The sequence below is a fragment of the Nonomuraea sp. NPDC048882 genome (assembly GCF_040649755.1).
In the GTDB taxonomy this organism is placed as follows: Bacteria; Actinomycetota; Actinomycetes; order Streptosporangiales; family Streptosporangiaceae; genus Nonomuraea; species Nonomuraea maheshkhaliensis.
The window spans coordinates 1-12,484 of record NZ_JBEZGB010000026.1 but is presented as its reverse complement, the minus strand read 5'-3'; the positions used below and the strand labels follow the sequence as shown (position 1 = coordinate 12,484).

General features: G+C 70.5%; 10 protein-coding genes. 8 read left to right on the top strand and 2 right to left on the bottom strand.

What is annotated here, in order from left to right:
* Positions 1–31: 31 nt before the first annotated feature.
* The 5 genes from AB0C27_RS50375 (at position 32) to AB0C27_RS50355 (ending at position 7,044) form a co-directional block, all read left to right on the top strand.
* Positions 32–223: a hypothetical protein gene (locus AB0C27_RS50375; protein ID WP_346103884.1), complete on the top strand. Its 192-nt coding sequence runs from the start codon at positions 32–34 to the stop codon at positions 221–223.
* A gap of 156 nt (positions 224–379) precedes the next feature.
* On the top strand, positions 380–1,678 hold the full coding sequence (locus AB0C27_RS50370; protein ID WP_357861448.1) for a glycerophosphodiester phosphodiesterase family protein: 1,299 nt from the start codon (positions 380–382) through the stop codon (positions 1,676–1,678).
* A gap of 66 nt (positions 1,679–1,744) precedes the next feature.
* Positions 1,745–5,296 (top strand): serine/threonine-protein kinase, encoded by a 3,552-nt coding sequence (locus tag AB0C27_RS50365; RefSeq protein WP_357861446.1) that lies wholly within the window; start codon positions 1,745–1,747, stop codon positions 5,294–5,296.
* A 100-nt stretch (positions 5,297–5,396) separates the two neighbouring features.
* Complete coding sequence (locus AB0C27_RS50360; protein ID WP_357861444.1) at positions 5,397–6,059, top strand: VC0807 family protein; 663 nt, start codon at positions 5,397–5,399, stop codon at positions 6,057–6,059.
* On the top strand, positions 6,049–7,044 hold the full coding sequence (locus AB0C27_RS50355) for a hypothetical protein (protein WP_357861442.1): 996 nt from the start codon (positions 6,049–6,051) through the stop codon (positions 7,042–7,044). Before AB0C27_RS50360 ends, AB0C27_RS50355 begins: the two co-directional genes overlap by 11 nt.
* A 10-nt stretch (positions 7,045–7,054) precedes the next feature.
* Here AB0C27_RS50355 and AB0C27_RS50350 read toward each other — a convergent pair whose 3' ends face one another.
* Entirely contained in the window at positions 7,055–7,600 is a 546-nt protein-coding gene (locus AB0C27_RS50350; protein WP_357861440.1) for a hypothetical protein, read from the bottom strand.
* A gap of 144 nt (positions 7,601–7,744) precedes the next feature.
* Between AB0C27_RS50350 and AB0C27_RS50345 the strand changes: the two genes are divergently transcribed.
* Entirely contained in the window at positions 7,745–8,494 is a 750-nt protein-coding gene (locus AB0C27_RS50345; protein WP_357861438.1) for a MerR family transcriptional regulator, read from the top strand.
* 58 nt (positions 8,495–8,552) lie between these two features.
* On the opposite strand, the gene AB0C27_RS50340 is transcribed toward AB0C27_RS50345, so the two are convergent.
* The gene (locus AB0C27_RS50340; protein ID WP_357861436.1) at positions 8,553–9,401 is read right to left on the bottom strand and encodes a LysR family transcriptional regulator; all 849 of its coding nucleotides are present in this window, start codon (positions 9,399–9,401) and stop codon (positions 8,553–8,555) included.
* A gap of 93 nt (positions 9,402–9,494) precedes the next feature.
* Between AB0C27_RS50340 and AB0C27_RS50335 the strand changes: the two genes are divergently transcribed.
* Positions 9,495–10,232 carry an SDR family oxidoreductase gene (locus AB0C27_RS50335; RefSeq protein ID WP_357861434.1) on the top strand — a complete coding sequence of 246 codons (738 nt, stop codon included), beginning with the start codon at positions 9,495–9,497 and terminating at the stop codon, positions 10,230–10,232.
* Positions 10,233–10,445: 213 nt separating this feature from the next.
* Positions 10,446–12,484, top strand: a 2,039-nt coding sequence (locus AB0C27_RS50330) for a DNA-directed RNA polymerase subunit beta (protein WP_357861433.1), incomplete at its 3' end; no start/stop codon positions are given.

The following is a 12,484-nucleotide window of genomic DNA, read 5'->3' as shown; positions in this document are numbered from 1 at the left end:
GTCCCCGACCAGGCTGATCTACCCTTCCGGCATGGCATTTGTTATCCCGGAGATCAAGGTCGGCCTGGCCGAGCTCGGCGGCGAGCAGGGGACCTGGTGCACGAAGTGCGGCAAGCGCGCGACCCTGTACATCGTCGATCCGGAGACCGGAGGCCACGCGTTCGCCTGCACGGCCGACGTCGGCGCGGAGATCGAGGACATGCTGCTGCGGACCGCCGGCTAGCCGGAACGAAGCCTATACCGGTGGATAACGGGCAAAGGGAGAGCACCGGCCGGCAGCCGTGACGTCGCGAAACATTCATCCGCCGGACGGAGGAACCGTTTACAGTGCCCACGCGCGAAAGATCCATCCGCGTGCGCCTAGACAGAAAGTTCCCCCATGCGACTCCCAGGCTTCATCGTCCAGCGGCTGCGTACCGCGCTCGTCCACTCGGCCGCGCTGGCCGCCGTGGCGGCGACGCTCGTCTCCGCCCAGCCCGTTTCGGCGGACGCCTCGACACCACCGGAAACGGCCGCCGGTTGGCAGGTGAAGCGCGGCGAGCCGGTGGTCTGGTCGCATCGGGGCGCCTCGAAGAACGCGCCGGAGGAGACGACCGCGGCCTACCAGCGGGCGCTGGCCGACGGCGCCGACGTCCTCGAAGGCGACCTCGCCCAGACCAAGGACGGCGTGCTCGTGGTCATCCACGACGACACCCTCGCCCGGACGACGAACGCCGAGGAGGTCTTCCCCGACCGCGCCCCGTGGAACGTCATCGACTTCACCCTGGCCGAGATCAAGCAGCTCGACGCCGGCTCGTGGTGGGACCCCGCCTTCGCCGGGCAGCGGATCCTCACCCTGCGCGAGTGGTTCCAGCTCACCGGCGGCCGGGCGGGCCTCGCGCCCGAGCTCAAGTCGCCCACCCTCTACCCCGGCATGGTGGAGAACCTGGTCAAGGAGCTGCGCGCTTGGGGCTACACCCACGACCTCAAGGCCAGGAACGGCGCTCCGCAGATCTGGGTCCAGTCCTTCGACGAGGCCGCGCTGCGCCAGTTCCACGCGCTGCTGCCCAAGGTGCCCACGCTCTTGCTCCGCAGCGGCTACCCGTTCATGACGGCGACCGACGAGGTGCTCACCGAGCTCGCCACCTGGACCACCGCGATCGCCGGCAACCCGGTCCAGACCACCGCCTCCCAGGTCGCCCGGGTCCAGTCCTTCGGGCTGAAGGTCGTCAGCGAGGTCGAGGACGGCCCGTCCATCCTGAGCATGATCGAGCTTCAGGGGTACGACTACCTGTTCACCAACGTGCCGGACGTCGCCAAGGCCGTGCTGGACGACAAGAAGCCGCTGCGTACGACCCACGGCGTCGTCATCGACAGCGTGGTGTACAACCCCGACGGCAGCGACGTCGAGCCCGGCGGAGGCGAGTACGTCGCCCTCCGCAACACCACCCGCAGGCCGATCGAGCTGAACGGCTACACCCTGCGCGAGTTCGGCAACACCCTCCTGCGGGTGGGCGAGCGCGCCGTCATCGAGCCGGGCAGTTTCTACAAGGTGTACGTCGGCTCCGGCACCGACCGGCCGGACGCGCACTTCAACGGGCTGACCGCGGGGGTGCTCGCCAACACGGTCACCGACCACGTCTACCTGTACGACTCCAGGCGGGTCATGGAAGACCTGTACTCCTACATCGCCTCCTGACAGGAAGCACGGCGGAGGCGGAGGAGACGGCGGAACCTTGTGCGCGGTCCGGGCATCTAACACGCCGTGAACGCGCTCATCGCTGGAGATCCGCAGCACATCGGCGAGTACTGGCTGGCGGGCCGGCTCGGCGCCGGTGGCCAGGGGGTCGTGTACGACGCCTACGACGGGGAGGGCCGCCGGGTCGCGCTCAAGGTGCTCCATGCGACCGGCGACCAGGCGGGCCGTGACCGGTTCGCCAAGGAGGCGGCGGCCGCCGGCCGGGTGGCGTCGTTCTGCACGGCCAGGGTGCTGGACTCCGACCTGTCGGGCAGCCGGCCGTACATCGTCAGCGAGTACGTGCCGGGGCCGAGCCTGCGCCAGGCGATCACCCAGGGGCGCAGGTTCACCGGGGACGATCTGCACCGGCTGGCCACGGCGGTAGCCACCGCGCTGACCGCCGTGCACGACGCGGGCGTGATCCACCGCGACCTCAAGCCGGACAACGTGCTGCTCGGCCCCGACGGTCCACGGGTGATCGACTTCGGCATCGCGCGCACCGCGGACATGTCGCTGACCAGGACCGGCGAGGTGGCCGGCACGCCCACGTACATGGCGCCCGAGGTGTTCATGGGGCAGCGGGCGGGGGCTCCCGCCGACGTGTTCGCCTGGGGCGCGATCATGGTGTTCGCGGCCACCGGCGCGGACCCGTTCAGAGCCGACAATCTGGGCGGGGTCATGCACCAGGTGCTGTCGGCGCAGCCCGACCTGGGCGGGCTGCCGCCGCGGCTGGCCACGCTGGTGGCCGCCGCGATGGACAAGGACCCCGCGGCCCGTCCCACGGCGCGCGACCTGCTGCTCGCGCTGGTCAGTGGCAACGGACGCGACATGCGTGTCAGCGGCAACGGACGCGACATGCGCGGGCTGCTGACGGCGGGCAGTCACGCGGCCAGGGGCGTGCACGTGCCCGACTCGGCCGTCCCGGCGCTGGGCACGATCGCCGAGGACGCCTACGAGGCGCTCACGCCGGACGAGCGCGAGCTGGCCGCCGAGGTCTTCCTGCGCATGGTGGCGGTCACCGACGACGGGCACGAGACCGTCCGCTGGGCGCTCAAGGAGGAGCTGCTGGCGGGCCGGTCCGAGCGGGAGATCGTGGCCATCGAACGCATCCTGCGCGCGTTCTCCTACCTGGTGACGCAGAAGGGCGACGCGGTCGGGCTGTCGCGTCCCGCCCTGCTGCGCGCCTGGCCGCGGCTACGACTGTGGGTGGACGGCGACCGTGACGGGCTCGCCGTAGTGAGTCAGATCAGCGACGCGGCCCGCCGCTGGGCCGAGAACGGGCACAAGGACGGCGACCTGCTGCAGGGCAGCCGGCTGGACGACGTGCTGACCTGGGCGGCCACCGGGCGCAGGCACATCACGCTGACGCCGGGCGAACGTGACTTCATCGCCGCGGGCACCCGGCTGACCAGGAAGCGCATCCGCCGCAGGCGGCTGACCACGCTCGCGCTGTCGGGATTGCTGGCGGTGGCGCTGGTGGCGGGCGGCATCGCGGTGCTGCAGAGCAGGCAGGTGGCCGAGCAGAGCACGCTGGTCGGCCGGCAGCGCGACCAGGCTGTGGGCCGGCAGGTCGCGGCCGAGGCCGACAAGCTGCGCACCACCGACCCGGCCGGGGCGATGCTGCTCAGCGTGGCCGGCTGGCGGCTGGCCCCGGGCACCGACACCAGGCGGAGCCTGACGACGTCGCTGACGATGCCGGAGAGCGCGGTCTTCCGCGACCCGGGCGCCAAGGGGGTCTCCGCGGCCGCGGCGGCGGCCGACGGGCGGACGCGGGTCATCGCCGGCGAGGACGGGGTGCGGGTCTACGACACCCCCTCGCGGCGGCAGACGGCGTTCTGGACGTGGCCGGACGGGCTGCGCGCCCTGCCGACCGCGGCCGCGCTCAGCCCGGACGGCAGCACCCTGGTGATCGTCAGCAGGGACAAGGCGTACTCCTGGGACACCATGACGGGCAGGAAGTTGTACGAGCACCGCGTGGGCGAGGGCACCCCGGGCGTGCAGGTGGCCTTCGACGGGCACGAGAGCCTGGCCGCGGTGATGCGGGAGCAGTCGGTGGAGTTCCTGTGGGACACCAGGACCGGCAGGTCGTACACGCCGGAGCTGGAGGCGGACCCCGCTCCGGCCATCGCTCCTTCCGGCGCCTACATCGCCGGGGTCGGCCTCAACCAGGGCGGGCTGAAGGTGATCCGCCTGCCCGATCTCACCGTGGACACCCGGATCCCGAGGAAGTGCGGCACGGTGGTGGCGTTCACGCCGGACAGCCGGCGGCTGCTCTGCGCGAACGGCGACATCGAGGCGTGGGACCTGCGCACCGCCAGGAAACTGCCCGACGAGGACCGGCCGTTCTGGCAGAACTCGGCCGCGGACGACCTCAGCGGCGCGAGACTGCGGGTCAGCAGCGACGGCCGCCGGTTGCTGGCCGCCGACGGGCGGAGGATCCACCTGTGGGACGCGGACGAAGGCGACGAGCTCTACACGTACCAGGCGGAAGGCGAGGTCGACGAGGTCTGGCTGGACCCTGACGGCGGGTCCATCCGCTATCTGCTCGACAACTCGATCATCTCCGTCGATCCCGGCTCCCGCAGCTCCTCCCGCGAACTGCCCGGCGGGTACATCGTCGACGCCTTCAGCCAGGACGCCCGCCTGATCGCCGCCACGAAGGACGACGGCCCCGTACGCGTGGGCGACGGGCGCGGACCCGGCCTGCCGATGCGCGGCAGCGAGGGCGGCACCAGCACGCTGTTCGACCCGGCGGGCAGACGGCTGGCCGTCCTCACAACCGAGCACACGGCGATCTCCGTCTGGGACGTGGCCACGGGCACCCGGCTGTGGCGCTACGCCGTTCCGAAGGATCAGCTCGTGCTCTCGCGGGCGTTCACCCCCGACGGCGGCAAGCTGGTGCTGTCGCTCAAGGAGCTGAGCCAGCGGGACGCGCGTAACGAGCTGATCGTGCTGGCCGCCGACAGTGGCCGCGTGCTCTCCCGGCACCCCCTCAACACCGCCACCGGGACCATCGTCTCCAACCGTGACGGTACGGCGGTGGTGAGCAGCACGGGCAAGGTGCTCGACCTGCGCACCGGCGCCGCCGTCGGCCCCGGCTTCCACGGCGAGGGGCAGACCCTCGCGGTCAGCCCTTCTGCGCCGCTGGTGGCCCTCGGCTCCACCACGGTCGAGCTGTGGGACCTCGCGAAGGGCGCCGAGTTGCCTCCCGCCCTGCGCGTGGCGAGCAACGCCCAGGTCGAGGCCGTGCTGTTCGGCCATCGCGGCGATCTGCTCGCCCTGATCAGCAGAAGCATCGGTGAGACGTTCGACGACGTCTACACCGTCCAGATCTGGGACGTCGCCTCACGGCAGCGGCTCGGCTCGTTCCCCATCGAGATCTTCGACCTGCTGGCGTTCAGCGCCGGCGACGACCGCCTCTACGTCTCGGGCAACAAGTCGGGGACCGTCACGGAGATCCCGGTCGCGGGGGACCGGATCGCCGAGCTCGTGTGCGAGCGCGCCGGTCGTACCTTGAGCGTGCGGGAGTGGGACCAGTACCTGAAAGACGTCCGGTACCGGGATGTCTGCTCGCGCTGAGCAGATCCACCTCAGGGTGGAGATCACGGGTCTCATGCCACAGGTTGAGGACCCCCGTACGGCGCGTGACTAGCGTCTCCGATCCAGGAGGCGACATCACATGGACAAACGCAAGCTCATCGTCGGACTGCTGTGGGACGCCGGGCTGCCCACCGCGGTCTTCTACCTGTGCCGGGCGCTCGGCCTCGACCCCATGCCGGCTCTCATCGCGGGCGGGCTGGCGGCGTTGGCCCGGGTCGGGTACGTCGCGGTCGTACGGCGCCGGCTGAACGGGCTTTCCGCCCTCATGGCCGCGACCTTTTTGCTGCTGCTCGTCGTGTCGGCGCTCACCGGAGACCCCCGGGTGCTGCTGGCCAAGGAGTCGATCCTGACCGGCGCGGCGGGCCTGCTGCTGGTGGGCTCCTGCGCGCTCGGCCGGCCGGTGCTCTTCGCCCTCGTCCGGCGTCTCGGCGCGGGCGGCGACGAGGCACCAGGGCGGTGGGAGGAACGGTGGCGGACCGAGCCGGCGCTCAGGCGGCAGTTCTATCTACTGAGCCTGGTGACGGGCAGCGGGCTGCTGCTCGACGCCGTCGTACGGGTGGTGCTCGTCTACCTGCTGCCCATCGACACGATGGCGGGCCTGTCGACGGCGCTGCACGTCACCACGCTCGTCCTGCTGGGCGGATGGGTGACGTGGTACCGGCGCCGCCGCGTTCAGGCCGCCCACCCAGTTGCCGGCCACCCCGTTACGGAGACAGGATCGGAGCACACTCATGCGCGGTAAGGGAATCCACTACGACACCGGGACCCGCGTGACGGACGGGTGGAGCCGGCCGGCGTTCGACGTCTCGGACGTGCGCCGCGACATGCGGGTCATCGCCCGCGAGCTGCACTGCACCGCCGTACGCGTCACCGGCAGCGATCCCGGCCGGCTGACGATCGCGGCCGAGCAGGCGGCCGAGGCGGGGCTGGAGGTGTGGTTCGCCCCGTTCCCGTGCGACCTGACCACCGGGCAACTGCTGCCGCTGTTCGCCGAATGCGCCGACCGCGCCGAGACACTGCGCCGGAACGGTGCCAGTGTCGTGCTGGTCACCGGGGGCGAGCTGAGCATGTTCTGCCACGGGTTCCTGCCCGGGGACGACTTCCTCACCCGCATCGCCCTGTTCACAGGGGCCACCCCTGATTCGCGGGAGGGGCTCGTCGCGCTGCCCGCGCGGATCAACGCCTTCCTCGCCGAGGCCGCCGACACGGTCCGCGCGCGGTTCGGGGGCAAGATCACGTACGCCTCCCTGCCGTTCGAGCGGGTGGACTGGGCGCCCTTCGACTACGTCGCGGCCGACGCCTACCGCGCGGCGCGCAACGCCGCCACCTTCCGTGAGGAGATCCGCGACCTGCACCGTCACAGCCGTCCGGTGGTGATCACCGAGTTCGGCTGCTGCACCTACCGCGGCGCCGCGGACAAGGGCGGGGCCGGCTTCCTGATCGTCGACCGTGACCACCCACCCTGGCGGCTGGACGGCCACTACGAACGGGACGAGGACGGGCAGGCCGCCTATCTGCGTGACCTGCTGCGCGTCTTCGAGGAGGAGGGCGTGGACACGGCCTTCTGGTACACCTTCGCCAGTTACCGCTACCCGCACCACGCCGACCCCCGATTCGACCTGGACCTGGCCGCGTACGGGCTCGTCCGGGTCGACCCGGACCTGAGCCTTCGGCCCAAGGCCGCCTTCCACGCCCTCGCCGCCGAATACGGCGAGGAGCGAAGGTGATGATCGTCGGTCAGAAGACGCCGTTCACCTGGTTGGACTCGCTGGTGATGGTGTCGCCGGCGCCGTCGACCCACCTGGCCCTGATGAAGATCTCGTCGCCGGCGGTGTCGAGCGAGCCCCAGTCCTCGTTGAGCTGGTCGTGCGTGGCGGGCAGCCGTACGTGCAGGTGGATGCCGTTGTCGTCGGCGTAGAGCGGCCCTCTCCTGTAGGTGTACGGGCCCATCTGCAGGTTGTCGAACCAGGTGTCGCGTCCCATGACCCGCAGCTCGACCCGCGCGCCGTTGTTGATGTAGCCCTGCCCGTCGTACCTGTTCAACGGGAGCCAGACGTCGATGTTGACGGCGTAGGTGTTGTTGTCGTGGCTCGGCCCGGGGAAGGTCTCGATGCTCAGGCCGACGTGCATCTCGGTCACGGCCGCCGCCGGCAGGGTCGCCACGGACAGGGCCAGGGCGAGGCCGGCTCCCAGGGCGGCCAGCCGCCGTCCGAGTCGGCCCGCCCGGCCGGAGGGTACGGCCCGCGGCCGCTGGTCACGGGTGCGGTGGATCAAGGCGAACATGGGTCTCCTTTTCGTCAAGGGCGCTGCCCTCGGGCGGTGGCGGCTTCACCGGGAAGACGTTCCGCGCCGTTCCAAGCCGTTCCAGCCGTCTGGGGGAGTACGTGGTTTGACCTTGACGTGGCGTCAACCTGTTCAATGAGACGCATGAGGATCGGCGAGCTCGCGGCGCTGGCCGGGGTGTCCACCCGGACCATCCGCCACTACCACCATCTGGGGCTGCTCCCCGAGCCGGAACGACTGGCCAACGGCTATCGCGAGTACCGGCTGCGCGACGCGGTGGTGCTCGCCCGCGTGCGGCGCCTGGCCGAGCTGGGCCTGTCGCTCGACGAGGTCCGCGACGTCCTGGCCGACGACGAGGGCCAGGAGCTGCGAGAGATGCTGCTGGAGCTGGACGCCGACCTGGCCAGGGAGCAGGCGGCGATCGCCGCCAGAAGGGCCCGGCTGGCGGGGCTGCTGGCGGAGGCGGACCTGCATCCCGACTCGACGGTCTCGCCCGACATGGCGGAGGTGCTGCGCGGCCTGCCCACGGGTACCTCGGCGTTCGCCGAGTTCGACCGCGAACTGCTGACCCTGGCCGCCAGCGGGCGCGACCCGGAGGGCCGGGCCGAGTTCGCCGAGCTGCTGCGGCCGCTCACCGAGCCGGAGGCGTACGCGCGCGGGCAGGTCCTCATCGCCCGGCTGGACGAGCTCGCCGACGCCGATCCCGATGATCCGCGCGTGGCCGTGGTCGCCGGTGACCTCGCGGCCCACCTGCCCGGCGAGATGGTCTCGGCGATGCTGGGGAGCCTCGACGACACGAGTATCGGCCACTGGCTGGAGGAGATGCTGCGCGAGCTGCCCGCCGCCCAGGCCCAGGTCTTCCAGCTGCTCGTGAAGCGGCTGCAGCGAGGGTGAAGGTGTTCAGAGCCGGGCGGTGACAGCAGCTCGTGGAGCGGGGGCGGCGGAGACGGTGTCAGAGCCGGGCGGCGACGCCGACCAGCCGGGCGAGGGGGAGTGAGCGGCTGTGCGCGGGCCAGGCGAGGGTGGTGGTGACGGCGGGCGCGTCGCTCACGGGAACGGCGGCGTGCTCGGCCCACAACCAGGCGTAGGCGGAGGCGGGAATGACGATCAGGGCGAGCCCGAGCGCGACCAGCTGCGCCATCTGGGCCTGGTCCTTGACCTCGGGGCCGGGGCCGGGCGGATAGCTGCCGTCCAGCCGGGGCCAGCGCGCGATCGGCAGATCGGGTACGCCGGCCGCCTCTGCCATGGACAGCGAGTCGCGCATGGCCAGCGGATGCCCGGCCGGCATGACGGCGACCTGCCCCTCGGTCAGCAGGTCCTGGGTGTCGAACCCGGACAGATCATCGAAGGGCCGGTGCACGAGCGCCACGTCGGCCCGGCCCTCGCGCAGGAGCCTGGCCTGCTCACCGATCCCGCACATCAGCACCTCGACCTCGGCCGCCTCCGGTTCCGCGGCGTACGCGTCGAGAAGCTTGCGCAGCAGCTCGTGGGAGGCCCCGGCCTTCGTCGCCAGCACCAGGCGGTCGCCGTGCTGGGCGGCGCGGCGGGTACGGCGGGCGGCGGCGGTCGCGGCGTCGAGGGCCGCGCGAGCCTCGTGCAGCAACACCTCCCCGGCGGCCGTGAGCGCGACGCCGCGCCGGTCGCGCTCCAGCAGGGTGACACCCAGGCGCCGCTCCAACTGCTGGATCGCCCGCGACAGCGGCGGCTGCGCCATCCCGAGGCGCTCGGCGGCCCGGCCGAAGTGCAGCTCCTCGGCGACGGCCACGAAGTACCTCAGCTCACGGGTCTCCAGGGTGTCCACCGCACCAGCATAATCCGGTGATACCTGCCGGGTATGACAGCGCACCCGATCGGTGTTGGAGCTCCCCGGTGGCCCAGGGGCAGGATCGACACCGTGAGCGAGAAGAAGATCGCGCTGGTGACCGGCGCGAACAAGGGGATCGGATACGAGATCGCGGCCGGGCTCGGCGCTCTCGGCTACGGCGTCGCAGTGGGCGCCCGCGACGACGCCCGGCGGGAGACCGCCGTCGAGAAGCTGCGCGCCGCCGGGGTGGACGCCTTCGGGGTGCCGCTCGACGTGACCAGCGACCAGAGCGTCACCGCGGCGGCCGAGCTCGTCGAACGCCGGACCGAGCGGCTGGACGCCCTGGTCAACAACGCGGGCGTCTCGGGAGCGATGTCGGCGGAATGGATCCAGGATCCGACCACGACCGACCTGGACGAGGTCCGCAGGGTTCTGGAGACCAACGTCATCGGCGTCATCCGGGTGACGAACGCGATGCTGCCACTGCTGCGGCAGGCGCCGTCGCCGCGCATCGTCAATGTGTCCAGCAGCGTCGCCTCCCTGACCTGGCAGGCGGACCCGGACGTCAACGTCGGCCCCCTCATGAGCATCTACGCGCCGACGAAGACGTACCTGAACGCCGTCACGCTGCAGTACGCCCGGCAGTTCGCCGGCACGGACATCCTGATCAACGCGGTCTGCCCCGGCCTGGTCGCGACCGACTTCACCGGCTTCCAAGGGCCCCGCACACCCGAGCAGGGCGCGGCCGTGGCGATCCGCTTCGCCACGCTGCCCGACGGCGGTCCCACCGGGTCCTTCTTCCAGGACGACGGCGTCATTCCCTGGTGACTCGAACGCCTGGCTCGTGCGGAAGTTGACGAAGGTGCCGCCACTGTGACAAGCTGAAGGCGGCACCGAGGTTGACGCTCATAGTAGGTGTAGACATTCGTTTGCATTTTGCGTTATGCTGCTCCCTCGCGCTGCCTTACGCCGCCCCGGGTCACTCCGGGGCGTTTGGCATGCGCGCAGTCCGATTCCATCCGTGCCCCGGAAGGACATCTGTTGGCAGCTTCGCGCACCGCCTCCGCCATACCCGCCGGTCCCCGCCGTGTCTCCTTCGCCCGCATCGAAGAGCCTCTGGAAGTTCCTGATCTTCTGGCCCTGCAGACCGAGTCTTTCGACTGGTTGCTCGGCAACGAGAAGTGGAAGGCCCGGGTGGAGGCGGCTCGCCTGGCCGGGCGCAAGGACGTCCCGGTCCAGTCGGGCCTGGAAGAGATCTTCGAGGAGATCAGTCCCATCGAGGACTTCTCGGGGACCATGTCCTTGTCGTTCCGCGACCACCGGTTCGAGCCGCCCAAGTACTCCGTAGACGAGTGCAAAGACAAGGACATGACCTTCTCCGCCCCGATGTTCGTGACGGCGGAGTTCATCAATAACACCACCGGTGAGATCAAGAGCCAGACGGTGTTCATGGGCGACTTCCCGCTCATGACCCCGAAGGGCACGTTCATCGTGAACGGCACCGAGCGGGTCGTCGTCACCCAGCTGGTCCGTTCGCCGGGCGTCTACTTCGAGCGCAGCGTCGACAAGACCTCGGACAAGGATCTCTACGGCTGCAAGGTGATCCCGTCGCGGGGCGCCTGGCTGGAGTTCGAGATCGACAAGCGCGACAGCGTCGCCGTCCGCGTCGACCGTAAGCGCAAGCAGGCCGTCACCGTGCTGCTCAAGGCACTGGGCTGGACCAACGAGAAGATTCTCGAGCGGTTCGGCCAGTTCGAGTCGATGCGGGCCACCCTGGAGAAGGACCACACGGCCGGTCAGGACGACGCCCTGCTCGACATCTACCGCAAGCTGCGGCCCGGTGAGCCGCCGACCAGGGAGTCGGCGCAGACTCTGCTGGAGAACCTCTACTTCAACCCCAAGCGGTACGACCTGGCCAAGGTGGGCCGCTACAAGATCAACAAGAAGCTCGGGGTGGACGCCGAGATCACGCACGGCACCCTGACCGAGGACGACATCGTCTCGATGATCGAATACCTGGTGCGGCTGCATGCCGGCGAGACGTCGATGGGCTCGACGGGTGAGGTCGTCGTGGACGTCGACGACATCGACCACTTCGGCAACCGCCGCCTGCGCAGCGTCGGCGAGCTCATCCAGAACCAGGTCCGGCTGGGCCTGGCCAGGATGGAGCGCGTCGTGCGCGAGCGGATGACGACGCAGGACGTCGAGGCGATCACGCCGCAGACCCTGATCAACATCCGGCCGGTCGTGGCGTCGATCAAGGAGTTCTTCGGCACCTCGCAGCTGTCGCAGTTCATGGACCAGACCAACCCGCTGGCCGGCCTGACGCACAAGCGGCGGCTGAACGCGCTCGGCCCCGGCGGCCTGTCGCGTGAACGGGCGGGCATGGAGGTGCGCGACGTGCATCCGTCCCACTACGGCCGGATGTGCCCGATCGAGACCCCTGAAGGCCCGAACATCGGCCTGATCGGCTATCTCGCGTGCTTCGCCCGCCTCAACGCCTTCGGCTTCGTCGAGACGCCTTACCGCAAGGTCGTCGACGGCAAGGTGACCGAGCGGATCGACTACCTGACCGCCGACGAGGAGGACCGGTTCATCATCGCGCAGGCGAACTCCGCGCTGACGGCGGACGGCGGCTTCGCGGAGAACCGGGTGCTCGTACGGCGCAAGGGCGGCGAGTTCGAGCACGTACGGGCCGAGGAGGTCGACTACATCGACGTGTCGCCGCGCCAGATGGTGTCGGTGGCCACCGCGATGATCCCCTTCCTGGAGCACGACGACGCCAACCGCGCGCTGATGGGTGCGAACATGCAGCGCCAGTCGGTGCCGCTGCTCAAGAGCGAGGCGCCGCTGGTCGGCACCGGCATGGAATACCGTGCAGCGACCGACACGGGCGACGTGCTCAGCGCGGAGAAGGCCGGTGTGGTGGAGGAGGTCTCCGCCGACTACATCACCGTGATGAACGACGACGGCACGCGGACGACGTACCGGGTGGCGAAGTTCAAGCGCTCCAACCAGGGCACGAGCTTCAACCAGAAGCCCATCGTGGCCGAGGGCGACCGGGTCGAGGTCAACCAGGT

Excerpts from the sequence above, each read along its gene's own strand:
- AB0C27_RS50375 (WP_346103884.1), top strand. The coding sequence starts at position 32 with ATGGCATTTGTTATCCCGGAGATCAAGGTCGGCCTGGCCGAGCTCGGC.
- AB0C27_RS50370 (WP_357861448.1), top strand. The coding sequence starts at position 380 with ATGCGACTCCCAGGCTTCATCGTCCAGCGGCTGCGTACCGCGCTCGTC.
- AB0C27_RS50360 (WP_357861444.1), top strand. The coding sequence starts at position 5,397 with ATGGACAAACGCAAGCTCATCGTCGGACTGCTGTGGGACGCCGGGCTG.
- AB0C27_RS50355 (WP_357861442.1), top strand. The coding sequence starts at position 6,049 with ATGCGCGGTAAGGGAATCCACTACGACACCGGGACCCGCGTGACGGAC.
- AB0C27_RS50350 (WP_357861440.1), bottom strand. The coding sequence starts at position 7,600 with ATGTTCGCCTTGATCCACCGCACCCGTGACCAGCGGCCGCGGGCCGTA.
- AB0C27_RS50345 (WP_357861438.1), top strand. The coding sequence starts at position 7,745 with ATGAGGATCGGCGAGCTCGCGGCGCTGGCCGGGGTGTCCACCCGGACC.